The following is a 25628-nucleotide window of genomic DNA, read 5'->3' on the forward strand; positions in this document are numbered from 1 at the left end:
TCTCTTAGACGAGGGAGTAGAGTTTCAGTATATTGATATAACTGATAGCATGAGAAGTCTTAAGATTTTCCTTGCCTTCAGAGACAAGTCTTCCTACTTTGATTCCATCAAGAAGAAAGGCAGTGTAGGAATCCCAACAATTATGATTGGCAACGGCGAAAAATTTCTTGAAGGTTTCCCTGGAATGGATATTTCCGAATTAAAATAGGTCTGACAACATGTCAGACCCTTAATTTTTATATATTAGATTTTCTTGTAAAAAATCATGTCGGAGTAGATCACTCCCTTGTGTTCCTCATATCTGAATCCCGCCATGATATAGTTCTGCTTCTGCCTAAATGCAAGGGATGCAAAGTTTGGAATCGGATTTACCACGGTTTCAGAAAAAATATAGTGTATGTCGTTTTCCCTCATATCTTCAATTAGCTTTCCATATATCTTGCTACCGATTCCTTCTCCAGTATATTCAGCCTCTATGGCTGTCTTGTCAATAAGTACAAAATCATCAAGCAATGACATGTCGAAGGATGGATGCCAGCTAATATTATCAATCCAATCGGGGTTATACTTGAGCCACATCTCCTTTTTGTAAGCCAATGAAAAGCCGATTATCTTTCCGTTTAGTTCAGCTACGTAAAAGTACTTAAGATTCTTGATTCTGTCTGCAAACAAGTCAATATAGTAGCCCGGATCTACAGGATAGTCATCTATCAAAAATCCTTGGTAGGAGTCTCTTTCTCTCTCACTTACACTGCAGGCTATCTTGTATACGCCTTCCTCGTCACCTTCCTGTGCCCTTCTTACGCTTATCCTATTAAGATCAATCTCATGATCCTTGACAAACTTAACGTTTGAACTCATTCAGCCACCTCCTCATTTCATTATGCTCTGTATTTGATTCTGAACTAATGCTACACTTTTGCTCTGCTTTTATTTTACACTAAAACACTCAATAATTGAAGCTAAAGGGAGCTTATTTGAGAAATTATCATCTTATATCCTGTTTTTTGGCTAATTTCGACTTTTTGTTTAGTTCCCATTGTTTTTGTTGGGATTACTAGAAATCTGGGTAATATATTATACAACCTTATGAAATCAAGAAGGAGTGATTTTGATGAAAAAGAAGTATTTAAGCATATTGATGGTAGTGCTAGTAGCAGCTATGGTTCTTGCAGGGTGCTCTTCCGGAAATGGATCAGATGAGCCAGTTGAAGAGGCAGATAGAGTATTTACTTTAGAGGAACTGGCAGAGTACGATGGTACAGATGGCAGCGAGGCTTATGTTGCAGTTGATGGTGTAGTATATGACGTAACTGACTCCGATATGTGGAATGCAGGCAGCCACAATGGATATCAGGCAGGTCAGGATTTATCTGAAGAAATCAAGGATATTTCTCCACATGGTGTGTCAGTTCTCGATAGAATGCCTATTGTAGGAACACTTGAAGAATAATCAGCCTGGGGGTGTTGTATGTATTCAGTATTAGGATGGCTAAATGTAGTAATTTTGGGAGTGATTCTCTCCCCCTATATTTTGAACTTTCTCAACAGAAAATTCTTTAAAACCCAAAACAAAGCTTTTAGAGACACTGTAAAAATTCTCAGAAGATTACACAAGCCTCTTGGTGTTGCAATTGCTGTGTTTGCTCTTGTTCACGGCTATTTGGCTCTGGGTGGATTTAGACTCCATACTGGAAGCCTTCTATACCTTTCCATTTTCCTGACAGCATTGCTTGGAGGAAGCTTCTATAAACTCAAAAAGAAAACTTTGTTTGTATGGCATAAGAGAATGGCTTTATTGTCATTCCTGCTGCTGATACTGCACCTCTTTTACCCTAGCGCTTTATATTATCTGCTAAACTGAAAAAATCCCGGGAAACTGGGATTTTTTATCTGCAATCATTCAATATATACTATTCTTGTCTCTCTTGATTCTCCTCTGTCGGAGTTTACTGCAGCAAAAGTGACAAGGTAAAATTTTTCATTCAGATTTTCTTCTGGTATATATTCCATTTTACTATTTTCAATATCAACAGGGTATCTTATTCCGTTTACTATGATACAGGTCTCCAAATCTTTGAGATTCCCTCTGATTGTTGCTGAAAATACAGGTTTTTTATCCTCAAAGCCTTCCCCCATTTTAAAATCCGGTGTTATAGTTATATCTTCATTTTTCCTGGTCTCCTGTGCCAAACGATCATTCTCCTTGATAACCCTTAAAATATTAAGTCCAAGAATCTTTTTAATCTCCCTATCCCCATAACCTCTTTTTACAAGTTCTTCTGTAATTCTATAGGTTTTAGATGCGTCCTCCAGATCAACCGGCAAATAAGCTCCATCAAAATCAGAACCAAGCCCCACATGGTCAACACCAATCAAATTAATAATATAATCCATATGATCTACTATATCCTTAACATAGGCATTATGAAGCTTCCCGATAAACTCCTTATGATATACGACACCTATTACACCACCATTTTCACCTATTGCCCGAATCTGAAGATCCGTAAGATTTCTCGGGTGAGGTGTCACACCATATGCACCTGAGTGAGATGCTATTATTGGATTTCTGGTATTATCCATCACATCCCAGAAGCTACTTTCTGAAAGATGACTTACATCCATAAGGATTCCAAGGTAATTCATTTGGGAAAGCAACTCTACACCTAATTCTGTCAGTCCTCTTTGACTCTGAGTTCCCCTGTAATCACCATATGAACCATAAAGACCTTCTCCCAGATCATTTGAATAGTTCCATGTAAATCCTATTGCCTTTACTCCAAGATCCCTATACTGCAACAACAACGCTTCTCCATTTTCACTTGTAATGGAATAAGCTCCCTCAATTGAAGGTACTGCTGCTATCCTTCTTTCCAATACAGTTTCCTGTATCTCCTCGTAAGTTGAAGAGATTGACAGGATGTCAGGATTGTTCTTTTCGGTCCAGTATAGCGCATTGAAAATCGCAAGAGTCCTGCTTAAGCTTTTTTCAGGTTGCCCGTAAAAAGGTGAGGAGTAAGCTGCAAAAAACGGCACGCTGATATTCCCCGCCCTTAATTTTACAAGATCAGCATGAAGTTCAGTCCTCTTTCTGATATCCCTTTCAGGAAGCCAGCTGTTCTCGTTTATAATCCTTAACATGGTGTCATTATGACTATCCACTATTACCGAATCAATATGCAGCTTCAATGAATTTCTGATTCCAGTATTAGTCTCCTGAGCAGTTGCAAAACTAATTATCAGTACACCTGTCAATATTATAATCCAAATCTTTTTCACAGGATATTCTCCTTCCAATCACTCCTTTGTTAATTCCTTTCTGATTGTCAAAGTTATCAGGAATGAAATCACAAGAAGAGCAAAACTAACAAGAAATGCCGGGCCATAGGAACCCGTTGCATCGTAGATGGCTGCACCTGTCATTGGTCCGATAATCCCTCCAAGTCCCCAACCAGAAAAAAGGAGGCCGTAGTTGAATCCAAAATATTTTGTGCCGTAATAATCTCCCATTGTTGCAGGAAATACTGAAAAACCTGCACCATAACACAATCCTGCTATTGCTGCAGCTACTATCATAACTGGTATGGCATTTGCATTCCTGAACAAGATCATATTTGCAGCCTGTAGACTAAAAAGAATTCTCATGGTATTGATTCTTCCGATTCTATCTGAGATAATCCCTCCAATGATTCTACCTGCAGTGTTAAATACTGAAATAATCATTACCAGCACAAAACCTGCCTGCCATCCGCTTTGTATGCTTGATATGCTTGATATATGTGAGACTACCATAAGCCCCGCTGAGGATGACAATCCCAGCATTATCCAAAGCTTGTAGAACTCACTGGTTCTGAGCATTTCTCGCCATTGTATATCTCTTGAAAAAACATAGCCAATCTTAGCCTTGTACCCATCAAAGTCATATCCTTCAGGTGGATTTTCAAGCCTCAAAGATAGAAATAGTGTAGTAGACAATACCATTACCCCAATGTATAGAAGGGTTCTTGCTACTCCCACACTTCCTACTAGGAAGGTCCCCAGTGGTGAATACAACAATGCTGACATCCCTACACCTGCAACTACAATTCCCGTGATTTTACCCTTCATGCTTGGATGAAACCATTTCATTGCCGGTGGAGCTGTTGATATGGTAATAATTCCAACCCCTGCTCCTGCCATTACTCCAATTGTTAGAAGCATCATAATTGGATCCAGTAGTATTCCTGCAAGTATAAAACCAGATCCCACAAGAACACTACCTAATAAGCCTGATATTCTTGGACCTCTTGTATCCTGAAATTTCCCAAATAAAATCATCGCCAAGGGAAATGCAATTGTAAATACTGTATATGGAAGGGATGCCTCCTTGCTGCTCCAACCATGGTTCTCCACAAGTGCCTTGCTGATTATACTCCAGGCATACATCATACCTGTCATGAAATTTATAAGGGCTGCCGCTATTACAACCTGTTTGCCCTTGTTTATCTTTTTTGTTCCTTCCATTGTAGTCATCTTAATCACCTTTTCTATTATGCTATGTCTAATTATATGTATATTTCTCTTTCATGTCGAGTAAATCGACAATTTTTATGCTATCATGAAATTGTGATTAATCATTAATGTAATCTGTTGGTCTTTCTTAACCCTATTGTAACCGGATTGTATCACTTTGACGTATTATCTGATGTATAATTATTCAAAAGGAGATGAGATAAATGAGAAAAGGCACACGTTACTTAGCTTTAATTCTTGGAATTCTTATGGTCCTGTCCCTCTTTGCAGGCTGCAGCTCAATGGTTTCCAAAGAAGAGACTTCCACTGATGGAGCTGCTCCTCAGACTGCTGAATCACCGGCTGAAGCTCCTGCTTCCGAGCAGTATGGAGAAGCAGTACGAGATAGTGGCCTTGGAACACCAGGATTGGATAATTCCATTGAACCTGACAAAATCATCACAACCATAAGCATGACCTTTGAGACAACTACATTCGACCAATCATTGGAGAAGTTGTACTCACTTATCGAAGAGAGTGGAGGCTATCTTTCAAGCTCCAATGTCTACTATTCGAGTTACTACGACTCCCAAATGTATCAGCGTGGAGATTTTGCCATACGAATTCCTCGTGATAAGGTAAATCAGTTTAAGGGATTGGTACCGCAGATTGGAAATCTTACAAATGAAAGTACATCAAAGGAGGATGTCACAAGATATTATACAGATACAGAATCCAGACTTAAGGTTCTTGAAATCAAGGAAGAAAGACTTCTTTCACTTCTGGAAAGAGCAGAGGCCATTGAAGATATAATTAAACTTGAGGACCAGTTAAGTGAAGTCATATACGAAAAGGAAAACCTGAAAGCTACTCTTGTAAACCTGGATGATAGGATAGACTATTCAACATTCCATGTATCCCTTATTGAGGTTGCCAAGGTCAGTACAACTGAAACAAAGGAAACTACCTTCCTTACAAGGATACAGAATGCTTTCGAAAACTCGCTGTATCAATTCAGAAGATCAGCTGAAAATTTAGCAATCTTCCTTGTATACAATCTTCCAGGACTGTTGGTTATATTGATTGTTGCCATAATCCTGTACAAGATAGTCAAAAGAATTTTAAGAGGTCCTGAAAGAGGCCCTAAGGAAAAGAAAAACAAAAATAAACCTCGAGATGACAGGTATGTTGAAAAAGAAGATGCCAAGGACGAAAAAAAAGATGATTCCCAGGCCTAAGCCTGGAATCATCTTTTTAATTATTGTCCCTTTTTAATCCACTCTGCAATCTGGATTGTTCTCCTTGCCTGGTGCTTAACTGCGGCTTCAATATCATCCATTATTTCGCCTTCCTGTGATACTGAAGTAGAAGTTCCGTAGGGATTTCCGCCTGCTGGGAATAGACAGTTGTCGGTATACCCCGGAGCAGCAATAATTGCACCCCAATGCATAAATGTTGTGTACATAGCCTGTATTGTCTCTTCCTGCCCACCATGTGGGTTTTGTGCTGAAGACATTGCAGAAACCACCTTGTTAGCAAGTTTTCCTTCTGCCCAAAGGCCTCCCTGCATATCAAAGAAGTTCTTCATCTGTGATGTGACATTTCCAAATCTTGTCCCAGTGCTGAATACTATTGCATCAGACCACTCAAGATCATCTGATGTTGCGATTGGAACATCCTTTGTCAACTCAGCAATTTCTTTCATCTTTGGATTATTGTCAATAACCTCCTGAGGGATTAATTCTGGCACCTTGGCCAGTCTAACCTCTGCGCCTGTTTCTTTTGCGGCTTCCTCTGCCCATTTGGCCATTTTGTAATTGGCTCCATTTGCACTGTAGTAAATAATCGAAAATTTTACTTTCTCCATTAAATAACCTCCTATGTTTAACTTCATTATAAACGCTCGTAGATGATTTATACCCTGGGATTTTTAAAACAAAACAAAAGATACCCCAGAAGGGTATCTTTTTATAATCATTTCACTTTTAGTTATTGCATTTTGGGCACAAGCCAGTAATAAGAACCTGCTCGTCATTGATCAGATATCCTTCTACATCTTCCATAAAGGCAATCTCCGATACGGCAATATCATAAATTGAGTCACATGACTGACATTTGAAGTGTCCGTGGAAACCACGTTCAGCTTCGTATCTCAGCTCATTTCCCTCAATGTTGATAGCTTTGGCCAATCCCTTTTCCGCAAGAAGCTTCAGGGAATTGTACACTGTCGTCTTGGAAAGTGTTAGAATTTCTTTGCTTAATTTTTCATAAATTTCATCAACTGTAGGATGAATTCTTTCCTCAAGAAGATAATTTAAAATTCTTACCCTTATATAGGATGGTCTTATTTCTTTTGATTTTAAAATTTTTAGTTCCGTATCGAATTTTTTCATAAATCAACAACCCCATTTAAAATTTATACCGTTTAACAATACCATAGTATCGCATTCCAATGTATAAATCAACACATTTAATTAATCTTCAAAGGCCTCGCTTACCTTCCACTCTTTCCATACATTACCTACCAAGTCTGGTCCCGGCTTAAGAGTTTTCTTGCCAGGCTTCCATCCTGAAGGGGCAACCTCAGCACCTTTTGTTTCTCTTACCAGTTGAAATGCCTGAATCTGTCTAAATGTTTCCATTACATTTCTTCCCACTGGAGGTGTAAGTACCTCAAATCCTTGGATTATTCCATCTGGATCAATCAGGAATCTTCCCCTTGTCTCGACTCCGCTATCCTCATCATAGATTCCATATAACTTTCCAACATATCCGTCAGAATCAGAAAGCATTGGGAATGGAATATCCTTTCCAATCATTTTTGAAAGCTCATTGTCATTCCATACCTTGTGAACGAATTGGCTGTCCACACTCATTGAAAGAACTTCTACGCCAAGTTCCTGGAAGTCGTCAAATTTTTCAGCAACTGCTGAAACTTCAGTAGCTCAGACAAAAGTAAAGTCTCCTGGATAGAAGCAAAGCACTACCCATTTTCCTTTGTAATCCTCTAGTTTAATATTGGTGAATTCACCCTTGTAGAATGCTGGCGCTTCAAATAGTGGTGCTGGTTTCCCTACCTTTACCATAGATCGTTCCTCCTTTTTAAGTTCCATAGTTTCTCCTGTCCCTTCCTCAATAAGCTTGTTTCTTTTAATCTCCGGTCTTGCACAAGCGGAATTGTTCTTTTCTACCAAATGGGCACCTCCTTAATTGTAATTATATTATTATTGTACTCATTACAATTGTATTATGATGATAACATATTACCGTCAGTACTGTAAATACCCATTTAGTAGTCCCAAGTAACTTTTTTATGGAATTATCTCATAAATAATTGGGCACAATAAAAGCTCTCCAATTTTTTTTATAGTTTGCTATAGGCTATTTTAAAATAATCAAACATTTCTTCTTTGTAAATATTAGCCCAGCAGAATTTATGTTATACTTTTAGTATCTTTAAAAATGGAGGGATACTATAATGGATAAAGAGAGATTGAGCAAACACAGATACTTTCTAAAGACCACTATCAGGGAACAAATTGATATCACTGACAATGATAAGAACAATGGTATATCTGAACCTGAAGTACAAAAGCCTATAGAGGAAAATCAATTGACATTTGACCTCGTCCCAGTAGAAGAACTAGATGAAATATCCGATATGGCGCTTGTCGATGCCATTAAAGACCGTGTCACCAGAAGAAAATATGATCCTAACCATAGCATGTCATTGAAAGAGTTGTCATGGCTGCTGTGGTCAACACAAGGTGTAAGAAAAATTGCTGGCACTACAGTTTTCAGAACGGTTCCATCAGCAGGTAACAGACATCCTTTTGAAACATATATTGCCATATTCAATGTTGAAGGATTGGAACAGGGAATCTACAGATATCTACCTATAGACCACAAATTGGTTCTTGTTAAAAAACACGTTGACCTTCGTGAAATGGTAAACGAAGCAACAAAAGGTCAGATGTTTGTTGGAGGAGGATCTGTTGCATTTATATGGGCTGCCATTCCCTACAGGACAGAGTGGAGATACACTTTAGCAGCACACAAATCCATCCTTCTTGATGCAGGCCACATCTGCCAGAATCTATACCTGGCTTCTGAAGCAATAGGTTACGGGACCTGTGCCATCGGCAACTATCATCAGGAGCTTGCCGACAACCTTGTTGATATTGACGGAATAGACGAATTTGTAGTCTATATTGCTCCTGTTGGCAAGTAGACGAGAAAGGATTTGAATATGAGAATTTTTGTAGATGCAGATGGCTGCCCGGTTGTACAGGTTGCCGTCAATTTAGCCAAGGAATTCAATATACCGATAACTCTTGTGAAGAACTATGCCCATATACTGAATAATGATTATGCAGAGATTGTCACTGTTGATACAACTGCTGACAGCGCTGATTACTATATTGTAAACCATCTATCCCAGGGAGATATTGTTGTGACCCAGGATAATGGTCTTGCAGCCATGTGTCTTTCACGAAATGCCACTCCCATCAATCAGAATGGATTGATCATCAATGATTCAAACATTATCACCATGCTCTCAAGCAGGCATCTTCACAAGGAGCTTAGAAGCCAGGGGATCTATACATCCAAGGTAAAAAAAAGAAATAAGGGAAGTGACAAGGAGTTTGAAATTTCTTTTCGAAGACTTCTTCAGGAGGTGACAGTGAATGGAAATGAACAAGAGACTACTTAAGATTGTGCTTGCAGCAGTTGGAGCCCTTTCTGTTGCGTGCCTGGTTGCCATTTTATACCTTGCGCTGGATGAACCGGTATTTCTAAAGCACTATTATGACATAAGAACATATGAAGAAAATGAACATATGCAAGAAATTTCCTTTAATCTTGTGTATATCACAAATGTTGGAGAAAACCGGACTGTCACCCAGATTTCTTTCCTGGAAAGTCCTGAAATGATTATCCACGCTTCAGAGTATTCCCATATTAATTCATTCCCCTGGGGTTCTGATCAGGCTAATATCCCTGGAGAAGTACATGGGCGGTATAGTGTAAGGACAATCTATTGTCAGGTTGATCTGTTTGCTGAAAATGTAGAAATAGATGGAAAAGTCCTTAGTCAGGCAAATGTATATTTCAGCGATGGAAGCAAAATGAATGTTGATTTGGGTGAGTTGCAATTATATGTGCACAGAACAATGGATCAGTCCTTTGAAGGTATGTCATCTTCCGGTTCATCGGATGGTTCAAGCTCAACCAGATACAGAGCCACAGAGGAAGCTACTCTGGTTTCAGTTGAAAGTCCAATGCTGCACAGATTTGCTGACAGGCTGGATTTAAAGATAAACGACCATGTAATTGACGGGATCAAGGGATTAAAGATTGAAGAAGGCAAATATATGGAAGTAAAATCCAAGCTCTACACCGGAGGAGATCCCTTGAATGTGTATTCGATGATTGACCTTCACCCTGAAATCATCTACATGAATGCAGCTGGGGATAGAAGAAGCTTAAGATTCTACAACGTTGACAGCTTGTATCACAGCTTCAATTTTATGGATATTTACAGATATCTGGCTGCCAGGGAGGTGCTTTAGATGAGAGATGGATTCAAAAAAATATTCTGGGGGATTCTTATTGCAACATTCAGTATTAATTTGGGCATGCTTCAAATTCTTCCCGCTTTTGTGGGTTGGATGGTTGTAGCATCCGGGATATCAGTTCTTCAGGAAAAATCTGTTTCCGGAGATTATGATCGGCCAAAAATAATCTCCTATATTATTATTGGTGCAACAGCTGTTGGCAGTCTTATTACACTATTCCAGGGAGCTCAGATAAATCAGCCTATAATGCTTCTGTTTTACCCTGTGGTTGTTATGACAATTGAATTGCTGTTGTTTCATAGATTGCTGGAGGCAGCTGTACAGGATTTTAAAGCCATTGATGATAATCAAACTGCAAAAATTTATACGGGCAAGGACAGAATCTTTATTATACTTATGGGTATAACCCTTGTTATGGTTACCCTTTCTCTTTTTCTGAATCTTCAAAGTGTGGGTTTCTTTGCAGCCATAATTGCAGTTATTACAAGGATTTATCTCCTTGCAATCATTAGTTCATTACGCAAGGAAGTTTGGAATAATCAGGATGAAAGGGAGGTAATAGACAATGATAGTGAACATTCTCTTGTTTGATGACTTTGAGACTCTCGATGTTTTCGGACCGGTGGAGGTATTCGGGAACCTTCCATATGATTATTCACTTAAGTATCTGTCCAGGGATGGTGGCTTGATCAAAAGCAGACACTGTGTTGAAGTTAAAACTGAAACAATTGATGGATTCTCAGAAGATGGCATTTTATTCATCCCTGGAGGCTATGGAACGAGACCGCTTGTTGAAGATGAATCCTATGTAAATATGGTTAAGGATCTCTGTGAGAGGAGCAAGTATTGCCTTACAGTATGTACAGGCTCTGCACTTCTTGCAAAAACAGGTCTTCTTAAGGGTCTTAATGCTACATCAAACAAGCTTTCATTTGACTGGGTTGTTTCTGTTGACCCTGAAGTCCAGTGGCTGGCAAAGGCCAGGTGGGCAGTGGACGGAAAATACTGGACTTCCTCAGGTGTTTCAGCTGGAATCGATATGGCACTGGCATTTGTGGAACAAATAAATGGAAGAGATGATGCTGAAAAGATCTCCAAGTTTATGGAATATATTTGGAACGAAAACAAGGACAACGATCCGTTTTCTACTAAATAGGATAAGGACCGGCCAAGCCGGTCCTTATCCTATTCTATTGATTCATTATATACAGTTAACCCATATTCCTTGGTATATCTAATATCACCTATGAAAAGCTTTAACTCATCTCCCGTTCCTTCAAATTCAAGAGTTCTGGTATTAAGAATAACTTCATCCTGCTTTTTTTCATAGCTGCTTTCAGATGTTTCCAGCAGTTCGTAATCTCTTCCATCCGCAATGAGATTCACTCCTGGAATTCTTGTTCCCTCTTCTGTTGTAATGGTGATCAATGTTTTTCCATCCCTTTTTTCAATCTGGTCTATTTGAATTGTATTCTGAAGTACTTCAATCTCCTGTCCCTCAGCAATCGAAAACTCCTTGCCAATATTCTGGCTTACGGTTATTTCATCCAGTACCAGTTCAATTTCCTTGGTTTCCTTTGGAATTGTATCAAACCTAACATCAAATCTGGTGCCTTTCATATCGGTGCTCATTCCAGATCCTTTTCTGACTACCTCCTTGCCATCGGCAAAAAGTATCATCTCAAGATTCTGTGGCATCAGATGCTCATTTCTTGCTCTGTCCAAACCAAGGGAAACAATATCCTGGATTTCACCCTTTACCACTGTTGATATAGGCGACATGCTGATGTCTTCAATTGTCATATTCCTTCCAGCCAGCTCAACCTTCTTGTCGATTGACACTCTGATTGTATCTCCCACAGCCTTGTTTCTATCCAACTTGAATTTTATCTCTCCGTATTCCCAGATGCCATCGTCTTTTTCATTGACTAGCTCCAAAGTTACAGTTCTAACATAGAATGGTGGTGCTTCATCTGTTGTAAAGACCCATTTTTGCATATGTTCCTCTTCAAGAATCTCACCGGCTCCACTTGAACTTACATTCATAAAAAGTATATCTGGCAAAACTCGTACATAAACATCGTCAATATTCCCTGATTTTGCCTTATCCTCAATGGTATAGAACAGGACCATCCCGTTCCCATCAAGCATAACTCCATCCACCTGAACCTCGATGCCATCACTGAAAAGATGACTCTTGTCTATGCTCTGTCCTTCACCCAATCTGTTGAGTTCAAGGAGAGTTCCATCCATAACGGTCTCGTATCCAATCAGCTGCTTCCCATAGTATGCAAGTGTTGAGCTATTGTAGGTTAGAATTGCACCAATTACAAATATTGCTGCAATCTTGCTTAATGGGAATTTATTTTTTTTATTCTTTCCTTCCAAGGCTTTCCTTAAATTCGATTCCAATGAGTCCGGCGCTTTCAATTTTTCGTATTCTTTTCTTTTTTCATCAAGCATCCTATCAAGACTGCTCATTGTAATTCTCCTCTCCAATTGCACTCCTTAATTTATCCGTGGCGGCATTGAGTCTGGACTTTACTGTTCCCAATGGGATCTGGAGGAGTTCAGATATGGCCTTGTAGTCCATATCCAGGTAGTAGCGCAACCTAATTACCTCCTGATGGTTTTCTCCAAGGCTCCCCAGATAATAGTCGAGATCCATCCTGTCTTCCCTTCCTGAAAATTCCACTGCTTCATTCTCTATGGATTCCATGGGAACAACTCTATTTCTATTGCCAAGATTCTTCTTGCACAGATTTACAAGAATTGTCTTGCTCCAGGAATAAAATTTATCCTCCTTGCGAAGACTTTTTATACTGTTATATAGAGTAATGATCATATCCTGTACCACATCCTCTGAATCCACTTGATTCTTCATATATACATATGCCAGTCTATAGTAATTGTCCTTTTCCTGAAGAATCAGCTGCAAAAGAGCTTCCTTGTCTCCTTTTTTCGCCTTCTTCACAAGATACTTCAATTCCACCATGTCACCTCATTTCATAACTAAGAGTGTTTGGATCGTCAAAAGGTTCATTAATTCGCAAAAAAATTTAAGCACCTGAAAACAGGTGCATAAGATTAGCCTAATATATCTCCCTCTTGTACATTTTTGTCAGGAGTTATGAGTACCACTCCTCCTTCAGAGTATGTGCCCATCACAAGAATCTCTGAAATAAAACCTGCAATATTTCTAGGAGGGAAATTCACAACGGCCAAAACCTGCTTACCCACCAACTCCTCAGGAGTATAATGCTCAGTTATCTGAGCACTTGAATTCTTGCTCCCAATATCTGGACCCATATCAACTACCAATTTGTAGGATGGATTCCTTGCCTTCTCAAATGGTCTTGCCTCGACAATTCTTCCTACCCTTATATCAAGCTTCAAAAAATCATCAAAGGTCACTTCACTCTTGACTTTCATATTACCACCTGACCCTTTCGTAATTAACATACCTGTAGTAAAGGTCATCCTGTCTGTGAACCTCTGACTCCTCAACAACTTCCCAGTCATCATCCAGATCAAGGTTTGGGATAAATGTATCGGCATTCCTGAAGTCTTTAAACACTTTTGTAATATATGCCTTGTCACAGAAAAGCAGTAGTTGTCTTGCGATTGTGCCTCCACCTGTCACGTATACCTTCAGCTTTTTATCGGGATTTATCTCTTTTAGCATGGGAAACAAATCCTCCAGTGAATTCACAACCAAGAATCCTTCCGGATTGTAGTCCTTGTTTCGTGTTACAAGTATATTGATTCTATTCTCCAATGGTTTTTGATTGGGTAGAGCTTGAAGGGTTTTTCTCCCCATTATTACAATATGTCCCTCAGTGATTCTTCTAAACCTGTGCAGATCCTCCTCTATTTCCACTAACATCTGGCCACCTAGTCCAATTTTCCAGTTTCCGTCAACGGCAAAAATTAAATTCATTCTGTTCCTCCTCGCTAAGCTTTGTAATTATATATGGGTATTATTCTTTCAATAATTTCTACTGTTTCTCCAATTCCTTCAATTATTTCCTCCATAGGTTTATATGCAAATGGACTTTCATCAAGGGTTCCTTCGTGAACTGATGTAGAGTAGATACCTTTCATCGTCTCCCTGAATTCTTTCAGGGAGCCTTCTTTTTTTGCATCCCTCCTGCTGAGGAGTCTTCCGGCTCCATGGGGCGCTGAAAAATTCCAGTCGGAATTTCCCTTGCCTCGTCCAAGAATCGATCCATCACGCATATTGATTGGAATTAAAAGCTTTTCATCCTTGTATGCTGAAATCGCTCCTTTTCTTGTGATATTATCCCTGAAGTCAATATAGTTGTGTATTGTATGAAAATGTTCAAAGTCTGAAAGACTCTCTCCATAGAACTCCCTTAAGATAATTCCTGCAATTCCTTCCCTGTTTATTTTAGCATAATTCTGAGCGATTTTCATATCATGAAGATAATCTTCCTTTTCCTTTCCCTTCAGGTAACAAAGGTCTTTGGGGTATCCATCCCTGCAGGTTTTAACAGCCAGCTTCTGGTAATAATCTGCTATCTGCTTCCCAAGGTTTCTACTTCCTGAATGAATAACCAGATAAAGTCGATCCTTTGAATCCTTCCCAATCTCAATGAAGTGGTTCCCTCCTCCAAGTGTCCCAAGACTTCTTTGAAATCTTTCCCTTCCCTTTAGATGCTTGAGACATTTTAGCCTTTCTATTTCAGGGTCTGTAAACCTGTTGTCCCTATGGATTTTTGTTCCGGACGGTATCATGCTTCTTATGAACCTGTCAAGCTCTTCCAAGGAAATCGCTCTTCTTCCCAGCTTTACAAGTAGAATTCCGCAGCCAATGTCCACCCCTACGATATTCGGTATTACAATATCTCCCATTTCAGCAGTAAGGCCGATCACACAGCCCATACCCTGGTGAACATCGGGCATAATTTTAACTTTTTTACCTTCCATATAATCCTGGTCAAGAAACCTTTTAATCTGTTCCTGTGCACCTTCTTCGAGGTTTTCAGCAAATATTTGTGCCTTGCCGTATCTTCCTTGTATCAGCATTGTTTTCACCACCTGTTCTGTATATCTATACCCAGTGATTCTGAGCCGTTGTCACCAAATTGTAAATTGAAACATTTTCCTTGTAGTGCTAGAATGAATCTAAGGAAGTATATCAATTTACATCACGAAAGGAGATAGTTATGAAAAAATTTATTATATTAATATTTGCCTTGGTGCTTGCAGTTGGACTTGCAGCCTGTGGAGGCTCACAAGAGCCTGAGGAGCCTCAGGAACCACCTGTGGTGGAAGAACCTTCCCAAGAGCCTGAAGAGCCTGAGGAGCCTGAAGAGAAGACTGCAGAAGTAGTCCTCTATTTTGCAAACAATGAATATGTTGAAACAGGAGATGAACAATACGAATGGATGCTTACAGAAACCCAGACCATTATCTATGATGATGAAATTTGTCTGGAGGAAGCTATCGTAAGGGCATTGATCGCAGGTCCGGAAGATGAAGAAAACCTAAGCACTGGTTTCCCAGAAACTGTTGAGCTTATAGGTGTTGAAGTAATGGACGGCACAGCTTATGTAAATTTTGAAGGAGAAGGTTTAAACGGCGGCTCCATGCAGGAAAGCTACATCATAAGCCAGACCGTTGAGTCATTGGGAGAACTTGGATCAGTACAAAGAATTCAGTTTCTTGTGGACAGCCAGGAAGCCGAAAGTCTGATGGGACATATCAGCATTGAGGATCCAATAGAAGTGACAATGGATTAATTTCTGATCAAAAAACTTACAATCCAGGCATATCAGATGCCTGGATTGTTTTATGCTATTTCTATTTTTATCCTGTTTCCCGAAGGGTCCTGTGTATGGAGCACTCCCTCCTCAATTGTTACATGGTATTTTTTTTCTGCAAGACTTCTGAATATTTTTCCCAGACTGTCTTCATCGGAAACAGCAAGGGTGTAATATCTAAGCCCCGTTGCATTCTCAGGTGCTGGATCTGCACCTTTTCCATTCCATACATTCAATCCGATGTGATGATGGTATCCACCAGTGGATATAAAGTTTGCAGTTCCTCCCATTTCAGCCACCCTCTGAAATCCCAGGGTGTTGTAGAAAAGAAATGCCTCTTCAAGTTCGCTTACATGAAGATGCATATGCCCAAGCTTTGTGCCTTCAGGCATTCCCTTCCATTCAATATCCTTCCCCAGCTCCATCAGTCCTCTGAAATCAAGTGGCTCGGTTCCCATATTAACCTGGTCTCCCTTCCATGTCCACTGACTGTCCGGAATATCTGTGTAGACTTCAATTCCATTGTCTTCAGGATCCTGCAGATACAGTGCTTCACTTACTTCGTGGTCTGCACCTCCTGTAACAGGTGCGTTATTATCCCTTAGATGATTTATGAAGCTTCCAAGGTATTTTCTATCAGGAAGCAGAATTGCAAAGTGATAGAGTCCTGTTCTTCTTGGAGGCTTCTGGATTACATCATCAGGTCTTACAAAGGAGAGAATCTTATTTCCGGGAACTCCCATTATGACTCTTTTGTCTTCCTTTTTCAGTACATCAAATCCCATCACATCACTGTAAAATTCGACCATCATATCCATATCTTTTACATTAAGACACAAATCCACTGGATATATCAAGGGTCCTGTGTGAAACTTATTCATATTTATCACCTTCTATATATTAGTGATTCTTATTTACCCCGACCTCCATGGATTAAACCTTTTGATTATCCAATCACTTGACTCATATGGAACACAGTTATTCTCCTTATTCTTTTTCATTCTCTATTCTAAGCACCTTCTTAAGATAACTCAAAAACTCTACTCTTATATCATCTCTAACCAGTGCAAACTCCACTGTAGCCTCAAGAAAGCCTTGTTTATCTCCTACATCATATCTTCTTCCTTCAAATATATAAGCATACATAGCTTCTCTCTTAGATAGTATATTGAGGGCATCTGTGAGTTGGATCTCACCCTTCTTATCAGGCTCTGTTTCCTCTATAGCTTTGAAAATTGCTGGATTGATTATATATCTTCCCAGTATGGCTATATTTGAAGGTGCATCTTGAATACTCGGTTTTTCAATAAGGCTCTTAACTTTATATATCCTGTCTTCAATGTACATTCCATCAATAATGCCATACTTGTTTACATCATTGTGAGGTACCTCCTGCACCCCAAGTATGGTAGTCTTGTACTCATCATAAACCTCAATCATCTGCTTAAGACAAGGTTTCTTGCTTTGAACGATATCATCACCGAGTAGTACCGCAAATGGCTCTTCATCAATAAAATTCTTTGCACAGTAGATTGCATGACCTAGTCCTTTTGGCTCTTTTTGTCTGATATACTGAATATTTGCCATATCAGTTATTTTTCTTACTTCTTCCAGCATATCATCCTTGCCTGTTCTCTCAAGTTCCATCTCAAGTTCAACAGATTTATCAAAATGATTTTCTATGGATGATTTGTTTCTTCCTGTTATAATAAGAATCTCTTCAATCCCAGAGTCTACAGCCTCTTCAATTATAAACTGAAGTGTTGGCTTATCAACGATTGGAAGCATCTCCTTGGGCTGTGCCTTTGTAGCAGGGAGAAACCTAGTACCTAGTCCAGCTGCCGGTATAACGGCTTTGCGTACTTTCATTTTAGTAATTCCCTCCTTTAGATTTACTTTTTATGGTGAATTTATTCTATTACAATTATTTGGACTCAATGATTTCCGCCCTTATTCTATGCTCATTCTTATCATTGACTAACTCTATATACTCTTCTTGAACCTCTTTGTCATCAAATGTGTATTTCACATTTCCGTTTGATAATTCCTTATGATTGACAACCTCAATAATATAAAGTGTTTCCTTATATCTGTATTTTATATTATAGTTTCTCCAATTGTTTGGGATTGAAGGATTAATCATCAGCTTCGTTCCTCTTTTCTTTAATCCTAAGATTCCTTCTATACAAACTCGATACATCCATCCTGCTGCTCCTGTATACCATGTCCATCCTCCTCTTCCAACATGAGGATTAACATAGTAAATATCTGCAGAAATAACATATGGTTCAACCTTGTACAAATTAGCCGAAAAGAATGAACGGGAGTGGTTTATTGGATTTAGCATTTCATAAAGCTCATATGCCTTTTTACCCTCTCCTAAAAGTGCATATGCATATATAACCCAAGCTGCTGCGTGGGTATACTGACCTCCATTTTCCCTTAGTCCTTTTGCGTAGCTTTTAATATATCCTGGGTCTTTTTGGTCTCTTTCAAATGGCGGTGCAAATAGAAGTATCATCCCTTTATCATCTAGTATAAGGTGATTATTGACAGACTCCATGGCGTCTTTGCTCCTTTTTTCATTGCCTAGTGTAGAAATGACCGACCAGCTTTGAGGTAGTGAAGCTATTTTACATTCAGAGTTTATTTTGGAGCCAAGTGGAGTTCCATCATCATAGTAGGCTCTTCTATACCATGAACCATCCCATCCTTCCTCCTCTATAGCTTGGATTATGTCCTTTTGATGGTTCAGGTATTCAGTGCTTTTCACTCTGTCATCCTTCTCCATACATATCTTGGAAAATCTCTTAAGTATCTGTGCTAAAAACCATCCAAGCCACACGCTTTCTCCCTTTCCTTCTATGCCTACCTTGTTCATCCCATCATTCCAGTCTCCTCCCTTCATAAGAGGCAAACCACGGGAACCAAATTCAAGGGCGTGGTCAATGGCTTTTATGCAATGTTCATACAATGTTTCTTTATATTCTGATATGCCGACTGACATGTATATTTCGTTTTCATCCTCATCCAGTGTTTCTCCAGTGACATAATGAAGCTTTTTATCCAGAATTTTATAGTCTTCTGTATTGAGCAGGTATTCAGCTACAGCATAAGGAAGCCATAGCAGGTCATCCGCAAATCTTGTTCTTACACCTTTTTCTTCATCTCCTGGATGCCACCAATGAAGCACATCCCCTTCCTTGAATTGATGAGATGCATTCAAAAGAATTTGTTTTCTTGTTATGTCCGGATCAATCATCATCATATTCAATGAATCCTGTATCTGATCTCTGAATCCATATGCTCCACCGGTCTGATAAAATGCTGACCTAGCCTTTATTCTGCAGGCCAATGTCTGATATGGAAGATAGCTGTTCACAAGCGTATCCAGTTTGTTGTCAGGCGTTTCTATATTTATGGCCGACAAGGTATTTTCCCAATACCCTCTGACTTTGGCCAGTTCCTTGTTACAGTTATCCACCTTTTGATAATACTGAGCCTTTTCCTTTATCTTTTCAATATCTGTTTCCTGTCCAAGAATGAATAAAAATTGCTTTTCTTCATTTGGTTCGATATTCAACTGAATCTGAATACCGCCGCAAGGATCCAACCCTCCACCAACTTCGTTACTGAAAACATGCATGTTCTTAAGATTTTTCAGATTAAATTCGTCCTTGTTTCCTGTATATGATTTGAAAACCTCTGAACTGCTTATATACATTGTCCTGTTAGGATATTGGTGATTAAATGGATTATTTAAGGTAATTATATTACCCTTTTCTTTATTGCTTGTAATATACTTTCTGTTTGTCTCACTATCCCCTCCAAGTAAGGGATTAACAAACAGAAAACTTGAAATCTTTCGAACTTCATCAGTATGATTCTTAAGTTTTACAGAATAAATCTTAACTGAATCCTCCAGAGAAGCAAAAATATTTAAAGAATTTTCCAAACCATATGATTTACTTGAAAATTTTGTATACCCCTTTCCGTGACATACATCATAGTCTAGATAATGACCCAATGGTTCAGGAGTCAATGACCAAAGCTCACCATATTCCTCATCTTTCAAATACACCACTTCCTGTGGAATGTCAAAAATAGTGTCATTTAACCATGGGGTAAGTTTGTTTTCGTTGCTGTTTTCAGACCACGTGAATCCTCCACCACTTTCAGATATTATAAACCCAAAGTTATCATTTGAAATTACATTTATCCAAGGCATTGGCGTAGAAAGATTTTCACGATATTGAATAACATATTCAGAATCCTTTTCGTTGAATCCGCCATAGCCGTTGAAATACTTAAGCTCATATCTTTCTTCATATATATATTCCATCTGTTGATATTTTTTGAATTTGCGTTTTATGTTTTTATCATCTTTTGTTTCTTCAAGTTCAATCTGTTCCAGTAGGCTGGAGGATTTGTCTCCAAGTACTATATTAGAAGAAGCGTAAAGAAGTTTTCTATCATCTTCATTGAGCTGTTTACCGTTTATCAGATAAACCCCTACATTTTGAGGATCTGTATTGTATCCAAATTTCATGCTGATCATGTCCCTGATTTCTTCTTCAATATTTTTATAGTAGCTTACTTCTTGATTGTTAAGTATCAACAAGTCAGCCTGAAGACCTTTTAGTGAACAATACTCCTTACCCTTTATCAAGGTCCACAGATTCTCTTTTTCGTCCATGGAGGATATGTTATAGAGTATGATTGGATTATCGCCAGATATTCCATATTTCCAAAGTTCCTTTTGTCCCAAGTTGTTTTCAGATATCTGCTTTGAGTATTTCCTTCTATTGGGACTTAAATATATTAGCTGGGAAATCATGGCCTGATATAACTCAAGCTCCTTGATGTTCAAATCCAAATAAGACATTTCAACTTGTGCTTGTATTTCTGATAATTCCAATTGCTCCTTAACTATTGACGGATTCCTGTACTTGTTTATTAGCTTATTGACTTCATCCTTATTTTTAGCTACTCCCATGGAATATGTGATTTGAACCTTTTGATGTCCCTCAATCTTTACAGCATTTCTTAAACTTAGTATTGGTTCAAGAACTACACCTTCTGTGTTCTCCAAAAATTTATCCAAAGCAACAGGTTTTGACAGACTTCTACCTCTTCCAATAAATGTATTTCTATTGGTTTCAAATTGTGTGCTTTTAAACTCGCTACTCGTAGTTGAGAAAGTCTTAAACACATAAAGCTCTTGGTCTCTGGATTCCCTAGGTTTTTTAACAGCAATCAGGCTTCCTGTTTCTTCATCGTATTCAGTTGATATGAAGAGGTTGTTAAATGCCGGGTGGGATAGATCTGCATTCTGCTCCATCATAGCAAGTTCAGCATAACTTGTTATTTCAATGTTTACAGGTGTGGATTTTTTGTTCATAAGAGTTATACTTCTCATTTCAACATTATCTTCAGATGATATCCACATTTCCAGATGAGTATCTATATCACTGTCCTCCCTAATTATTTCAGCCTTGTTCAGAGAGTATATTACTTCATATTTTTTAGGTGTAGTTGTTATAGGTTCGCTACCTACTGACCATACCCTTTTATCATCCACATCTTTAAAGAAAAAGGTGTATCCAAAGTATCTTTGGTCTACATGGCTTCTAAATCTTGTAATCATTTTGTCTTGATATTTACTATAGGTAAACCCATTGTTTGCAACCATAACATGATAATTCTTATTTGATATCAGATGGCAGTTAGGCACCGTATTGAAGCTATTATCATAAACTCCGATTGTTCCATACTCTTTGGGTTTAATGGCAATCTTTTTCTTTTCGTTTTCATTTAACTCATTCACCATTAAAATTTTGTAAGGCAGTTTTTCTTCCAGGAACAGTTCTCCAGTTTTAACTATTGGATTTTCATGAAATCTTTCCTGCATGATATTATCATTAATAAAATTATTTATGGAAAGCAAACTCATCCCCAGATGATGAGCCATATAGCTTTTTACAATTCTCTTTTCTTCATCATCATTTAATCTTTCTTCAGTATAATCAATAGCTTCGTACAATCCATAAGGACCCTCAGCTCCTTCAGTTCTGAGTGCATTTAAATTGTTCAAGCAAGCTTCTTTGTTGAAGTTAAGTGCAAGATAGGTTGAATAGGGAGAAACTACGTAATCATTTATCAGACCTCTTTTAAACCCAATATTTGGAATGCCACAGGCTTTGTATTGATAATTCAGATTCAGATCGAAATAATAGTAGCCTGATTCAGAAACTCCCCAAGGCTTATTGTTGGAATTTCCATAGTCAATTTGTGCCTGTAGAGCTGAGTGATAGGTTTCATCAAAAATACTATATTCATAATTTTTCATCATCAAATTCGGCATGAAATATTCAAACATTGTTCCAGACCAAGATGCCAAAATCCGATTTTTGTTATACACAGTAAAGGTTCGACCTAGTTTATACCAATGGTCAACGGGTATCTGCTTGGTTACTATACCAATAAAGCTAGTTGCTCTTGCCTCGGATGCCAAAAGATCATAATAGCTGTCTGTCAGCTGATTATTTTCGCAATCATATCCTATTGAGAACAGATCTTTATTATAATCGTACAACTCATAGATGGCGGTACTGTGGGCCAGCCTATCTATAATTCTAGTCATCTCATCCAATTCTCTAAGCAATTCATCGAGATTGTTGATTATGGATTTTAGCTTGTTTTCAATTATTACAGTATTATGATGTGTCTCCTTGCTTTTTATTTTATGCTGCCTTATTTCCACCAGGAGGTCCATATAATATCTTTTTACCTCTGGCAGGGATAGTTCCATTGGAATTTTCCCAATTTCTTGGAGTATATATCTATATAGTGAGTCTTCCTGTAAACTTTTTTCTTCTTCATAATGTCTCAGGGAGAAATATTTTGAATACTCGATTGTCAGTTCATCAATCATAGCGCTGGTCTTGGTTGATGATCTATTGACCTTCGATTTTAATTCCTTCAAGAAGTTGATCCACTCACTGGATGTTTTTCCCTTAATTACTCCAAAGGAGTCAATGATATCATGGATTTCTTTGGACAGATTTTGCTCCAGTTCACAGGTTTCTTTTATCCCTTGAACTATATCATCATCAATAATTGGCATATCTTTGTATTGAATCAGACTTTGTTTTAATACCATAAGATATCCCAGGTAATTACCGCTATCTACTGAAGATACATATTTGGGTCTCAATACCTCCAATGTTTTTGTATTGTACCAGTTATAAAGATTTCCATTCCATTTTTCCAGCTTATCTATTGTAGTAAGCATTTGTCTAATATTCGTAATAACTCTTGTAATAGACACAAAACCCAAATCTCTGGCAGAAATTATAGCCAACAGGCTTAAACCAATATTTGTAGGGGAAGTTCTTTCGGCTACTTCTTTAGGTGGATATTCCTGATAGTTGTCAGGTGGTAGATAGTTTGTATTTTTTCTGGAGAAATCCTCAAAATAAGACCAAATTTTACGAGCATCTTTTCTCAGAACACTTATTTCCTCTTTTGTTGGTTCTATTTTTCTTATTTCCTTTTTATCTAGCAGCTTAACCAGAAATGGAGCTAGCGCCCAAATAAAGGCAACAATAAATGCTACCATAAAAAGCTCTGGTCTCATGATGTATGAAAGTACCAGGAATCCAATTATTTCAATATATACAACTTTCATTACTCTCATTAGCTTTTTTAGGCTGTTTTTAGTTTTAGTTTCGGCAACAGCAGCTGTTGTCCATTCCAAGAGATTTTTCTTGGATACCAATATCCTATATAATGAAATAACAATGGCTGATAGAGTAATGTTAGCTTCAATAGGTAAAAACACCAATTGTATTAGAATGTATTGAAAAGATCCCTTAAGATTGAATTTGATCTTTTTTGATTTTTTATACTTGGTATGGGGTTTATATGTTTTCTTTATGATAATGCTCTCTATGGCCTCTAGCACTAAAGGTAGGAAAACAACTGCCAATCCAAAAACAATCCAAACATATAAAGGTTTTGGTAGGAAAGTAAATAATCCTATTACAAATGCAAAAAGGGCAACAGAAATCAAGCTCCTTCTTAAGTTGTCAAATATTTTCCATTTACTTAATGGGGAAATGGGATTCCTGATAATCATGTTATTTGAATCCTTAACTTTTGGAAATAGCCATGACACAAGCTGCCAATCTCCTCTTATCCATCGATGAAGCCTTAATAAATAGGAAATGTATTTTGTAGGGTAGGTATCAACAATATTAATATCAGAGGCATATGCAACATGAGTATGGCTACCTTCAAGTAGGTCATGACTTAGCACCTTGTTCTGAGGTATGGCCTTATTCAGTATTTTCGAGAATATCCTTAAATTATAGATTCCCTTTCCATAGAAAATCCCTGAATTGAAAACATCTTGATACAGATCTGAAAATCCTTCTACATATATGCTTGAACCAGCTGTACGGGCATATATTTTAGTGAATTTTGAAGCACATGAAGACTCCAGCCCTATGCTTACGTTTGGCTGGATAACTCCAAAACCTTCAATTACTTTGCCTTCTTCATCATCATAAACAGCTTCATTTAAGGGATGTGATATGGTTCCTATAAGCTTCCTGGCAGTGTCTATTGGCAGTTTAGTATCTTCATCAAGAGTTATGATATATTTTACTTCTCCTATGAGATGTGAAATATCAGATGATATAACCTTGTGAGATGTGCTTTTATGACCCAGTATCAAGTTGTTAAATTCTGTAAGAGAACCTCTCTTTCTTTCCCAGCACATCCATTTACATTGTTTTTCATTATAATGACGCTTTCGTTGAAGATAATAGAAAATAGAATCAGATGTACTATATTTCTTATTTAATTCTTTGGTTATATCTTTTGCAGTTTTTATGAAGATATCATCTCTATCTTCAGATTCCTTGTCTGAGTCCATAAACTCCCCGAGCAAAGCAAAATATAAATTTTCCGATTTGTTTGCAAGATAATATTCCTCTATCTTTTCAAAGATTTCTTCCACATGTTCTTCTGATGTTATGAGTGTGGGAATGACAACAAATGTTTTGGATTCTGAAGGAATACCATCTTTGAGTTCCAATTTCGGCAAAAAACTGATGGGGTAGAGTTTTTGTAAAAAATAGTTTACGGATTTTACAAAAAAATCACTTGCCAATATGGCAACCATTAAGCTAAGTAATACTCCAGCAGCCATATTATAATTCTCCCTGCCAAAATATTGAAAGGCGATGGCAAATGAAAGAACACCCAGTATGGATATGATTATTATGTAAAGATATGTTAGCTGTTCTTTTCTTAGCCTGAATTTCATTTTAAGATCTAGACTTTCCAGTAAATCCTTGTCTCCTTTTCCTGCAATATAATATCCGATGTGCCGTTCCTTTAAAGTCCCATCATTTTCTTTGGATAGTCTCACTGCTTCCGATGCAACCTTAACTTCTTCAATATCATATTTTTTGCAGATCTTTTCGAGTTTCGTTCTATAGTGGTTTCTTGAGTTGAAATCCATTTGTCCATATATTCCAGAGGGATCTTTCCTTAAGATATTTTCTACAATGGAAACCTCTTCAAAGATGACTTTCCAATTAAACTTGGAAACCTTATTTAAAGAGGAGATAAGATTTCCGATATAAATATTTGTACTGGACTGACTCACATGAGAAAGAGATATTGTGTTTTCCAAGTTTGTATTTCTTTCCTTGAGCTTTGATTCCAGATAATCATATGTTTTTGAGTACATTTTTTG

At 38.0% G+C, this 25628-nt stretch carries 24 protein-coding genes; 10 read left to right on the forward strand and 14 right to left on the reverse strand.

Annotated elements, in window-relative coordinates:
* Positions 1–49 precede the first annotated feature (49 nt).
* A complete protein-coding gene (locus ACOEN1_RS02720) occupies positions 50–208 on the forward strand; it encodes a hypothetical protein (RefSeq protein WP_422484881.1) in 159 nt (52 codons plus the stop codon).
* A gap of 35 nt (positions 209–243) precedes the next feature.
* Here ACOEN1_RS02720 and ACOEN1_RS02725 read toward each other — a convergent pair whose 3' ends face one another.
* Positions 244–861: a GNAT family N-acetyltransferase gene (locus tag ACOEN1_RS02725; RefSeq protein WP_422484882.1), complete on the reverse strand. Its 618-nt coding sequence runs from the start codon at positions 859–861 to the stop codon at positions 244–246.
* 253 nt (positions 862–1114) lie between these two features.
* Between ACOEN1_RS02725 and ACOEN1_RS02730 the strand changes: the two genes are divergently transcribed.
* Entirely contained in the window at positions 1115–1453 is a 339-nt protein-coding gene (locus ACOEN1_RS02730) for a cytochrome b5 domain-containing protein (RefSeq protein WP_422484883.1), read from the forward strand.
* Between the two features lie 18 nt (positions 1454–1471).
* On the forward strand, positions 1472–1864 hold the full coding sequence (locus ACOEN1_RS02735; RefSeq protein WP_422484884.1) for a hypothetical protein: 393 nt from the start codon (positions 1472–1474) through the stop codon (positions 1862–1864).
* A 35-nt stretch (positions 1865–1899) separates the two neighbouring features.
* Here the strand turns inward: ACOEN1_RS02735 and ACOEN1_RS02740 are convergent, their stop codons facing one another.
* Together ACOEN1_RS02740 and ACOEN1_RS02745 are read right to left on the reverse strand one after the other, a co-directional pair.
* The gene (locus ACOEN1_RS02740; protein WP_422484885.1) at positions 1900–3282 is read right to left on the reverse strand and encodes a dipeptidase; all 1383 of its coding nucleotides are present in this window, start codon (positions 3280–3282) and stop codon (positions 1900–1902) included.
* An 18-nt stretch (positions 3283–3300) separates the two neighbouring features.
* Positions 3301–4506, reverse strand: a complete 1206-nt coding sequence (locus tag ACOEN1_RS02745) for an L-lactate MFS transporter (RefSeq protein WP_422484886.1) — start codon at positions 4504–4506, stop codon at positions 3301–3303.
* Positions 4507–4718: 212 nt separating this feature from the next.
* On the opposite strand from ACOEN1_RS02745, the gene ACOEN1_RS02750 reads away from it, so the two are divergent.
* A complete protein-coding gene (locus ACOEN1_RS02750) occupies positions 4719–5732 on the forward strand; it encodes a DUF4349 domain-containing protein (protein WP_422484887.1) in 1014 nt (337 codons plus the stop codon).
* A 20-nt stretch (positions 5733–5752) separates the two neighbouring features.
* On the opposite strand, the gene wrbA is transcribed toward ACOEN1_RS02750, so the two are convergent.
* From wrbA to prxU, 3 genes are all read right to left on the reverse strand, one after another.
* Positions 5753–6361, reverse strand: coding sequence for an NAD(P)H:quinone oxidoreductase (wrbA, locus tag ACOEN1_RS02755; protein ID WP_422484888.1), 609 nt, complete (start codon positions 6359–6361; stop codon positions 5753–5755).
* Positions 6362–6479: 118 nt separating this feature from the next.
* Positions 6480–6887 carry a Fur family transcriptional regulator gene (locus ACOEN1_RS02760; RefSeq protein ID WP_422484889.1) on the reverse strand — a complete coding sequence of 136 codons (408 nt, stop codon included), beginning with the start codon at positions 6885–6887 and terminating at the stop codon, positions 6480–6482.
* Positions 6888–6968: 81 nt separating this feature from the next.
* Positions 6969–7688 (reverse strand): thioredoxin-dependent peroxiredoxin, encoded by a 720-nt coding sequence (gene prxU / locus ACOEN1_RS02765; RefSeq protein ID WP_422484890.1) that lies wholly within the window; start codon positions 7686–7688, stop codon positions 6969–6971.
* 284 nt (positions 7689–7972) lie between these two features.
* Between prxU and ACOEN1_RS02770 the strand changes: the two genes are divergently transcribed.
* From ACOEN1_RS02770 to ACOEN1_RS02790, 5 genes are read left to right on the forward strand one after another with little or no spacing between them, the layout of a single operon-like run.
* Positions 7973–8725 (forward strand): SagB/ThcOx family dehydrogenase, encoded by a 753-nt coding sequence (locus ACOEN1_RS02770; protein ID WP_422484891.1) that lies wholly within the window; start codon positions 7973–7975, stop codon positions 8723–8725.
* Positions 8726–8743: 18 nt separating this feature from the next.
* The gene (locus ACOEN1_RS02775; RefSeq protein ID WP_422484892.1) at positions 8744–9208 is read left to right on the forward strand and encodes a YaiI/YqxD family protein; all 465 of its coding nucleotides are present in this window, start codon (positions 8744–8746) and stop codon (positions 9206–9208) included.
* A complete protein-coding gene (locus ACOEN1_RS02780; protein ID WP_422484893.1) occupies positions 9183–10067 on the forward strand; it encodes a hypothetical protein in 885 nt (294 codons plus the stop codon). The genes ACOEN1_RS02775 and ACOEN1_RS02780 overlap by 26 nt, the downstream gene beginning before the upstream one ends.
* A complete protein-coding gene (locus ACOEN1_RS02785; protein ID WP_422484894.1) occupies positions 10068–10664 on the forward strand; it encodes a hypothetical protein in 597 nt (198 codons plus the stop codon). It abuts the gene before it with no gap.
* Complete coding sequence (locus ACOEN1_RS02790; protein ID WP_422484895.1) at positions 10639–11229, forward strand: DJ-1/PfpI family protein; 591 nt, start codon at positions 10639–10641, stop codon at positions 11227–11229. The genes ACOEN1_RS02785 and ACOEN1_RS02790 overlap by 26 nt, the downstream gene beginning before the upstream one ends.
* Before the next feature lie 29 nt (positions 11230–11258).
* Here ACOEN1_RS02790 and ACOEN1_RS02795 read toward each other — a convergent pair whose 3' ends face one another.
* The 5 genes from ACOEN1_RS02795 to ACOEN1_RS02815 form a co-directional block, all read right to left on the reverse strand.
* Entirely contained in the window at positions 11259–12554 is a 1296-nt protein-coding gene (locus tag ACOEN1_RS02795; RefSeq protein ID WP_422484896.1) for a DUF4179 domain-containing protein, read from the reverse strand.
* Positions 12541–13068 carry an RNA polymerase sigma factor gene (locus ACOEN1_RS02800; RefSeq protein ID WP_422484897.1) on the reverse strand — a complete coding sequence of 176 codons (528 nt, stop codon included), beginning with the start codon at positions 13066–13068 and terminating at the stop codon, positions 12541–12543. Before ACOEN1_RS02800 ends, ACOEN1_RS02795 begins: the two co-directional genes overlap by 14 nt.
* A 92-nt stretch (positions 13069–13160) precedes the next feature.
* Entirely contained in the window at positions 13161–13505 is a 345-nt protein-coding gene (locus ACOEN1_RS02805; protein WP_422484898.1) for a tRNA-binding protein, read from the reverse strand.
* A gap of 1 nt (position 13506) precedes the next feature.
* Complete coding sequence (locus ACOEN1_RS02810) at positions 13507–14013, reverse strand: dihydrofolate reductase (protein WP_422484899.1); 507 nt, start codon at positions 14011–14013, stop codon at positions 13507–13509.
* Between the two features lie 14 nt (positions 14014–14027).
* Complete coding sequence (locus tag ACOEN1_RS02815; RefSeq protein ID WP_422484900.1) at positions 14028–15122, reverse strand: RtcB family protein; 1095 nt, start codon at positions 15120–15122, stop codon at positions 14028–14030.
* Positions 15123–15262: 140 nt separating this feature from the next.
* Here ACOEN1_RS02815 and ACOEN1_RS02820 point away from each other — a divergent pair, with 140 nt between their 5' ends.
* Positions 15263–15838, forward strand: a complete 576-nt coding sequence (locus ACOEN1_RS02820) for a GerMN domain-containing protein (RefSeq protein ID WP_422484901.1) — start codon at positions 15263–15265, stop codon at positions 15836–15838.
* Between the two features lie 50 nt (positions 15839–15888).
* Here the strand turns inward: ACOEN1_RS02820 and ACOEN1_RS02825 are convergent, their stop codons facing one another.
* The 3 genes from ACOEN1_RS02825 to ACOEN1_RS02835 all read right to left on the reverse strand — a co-directional run bounded on the left by ACOEN1_RS02825 (position 15889) and on the right by ACOEN1_RS02835 (position 25622).
* Positions 15889–16740: a VOC family protein gene (locus tag ACOEN1_RS02825; protein ID WP_422484902.1), complete on the reverse strand. Its 852-nt coding sequence runs from the start codon at positions 16738–16740 to the stop codon at positions 15889–15891.
* A gap of 106 nt (positions 16741–16846) precedes the next feature.
* Positions 16847–17728 carry a UTP--glucose-1-phosphate uridylyltransferase GalU gene (gene galU / locus ACOEN1_RS02830; protein WP_422484903.1) on the reverse strand — a complete coding sequence of 294 codons (882 nt, stop codon included), beginning with the start codon at positions 17726–17728 and terminating at the stop codon, positions 16847–16849.
* Between the two features lie 55 nt (positions 17729–17783).
* Complete coding sequence (locus ACOEN1_RS02835; protein WP_422484904.1) at positions 17784–25622, reverse strand: GH36-type glycosyl hydrolase domain-containing protein; 7839 nt, start codon at positions 25620–25622, stop codon at positions 17784–17786.
* Positions 25623–25628 lie beyond the last annotated feature (6 nt).

Source organism: Gudongella sp. DL1XJH-153, assembly GCF_049310905.1.
Taxonomy (GTDB): Bacteria; Bacillota; Clostridia; order Tissierellales; family Tissierellaceae; genus Gudongella.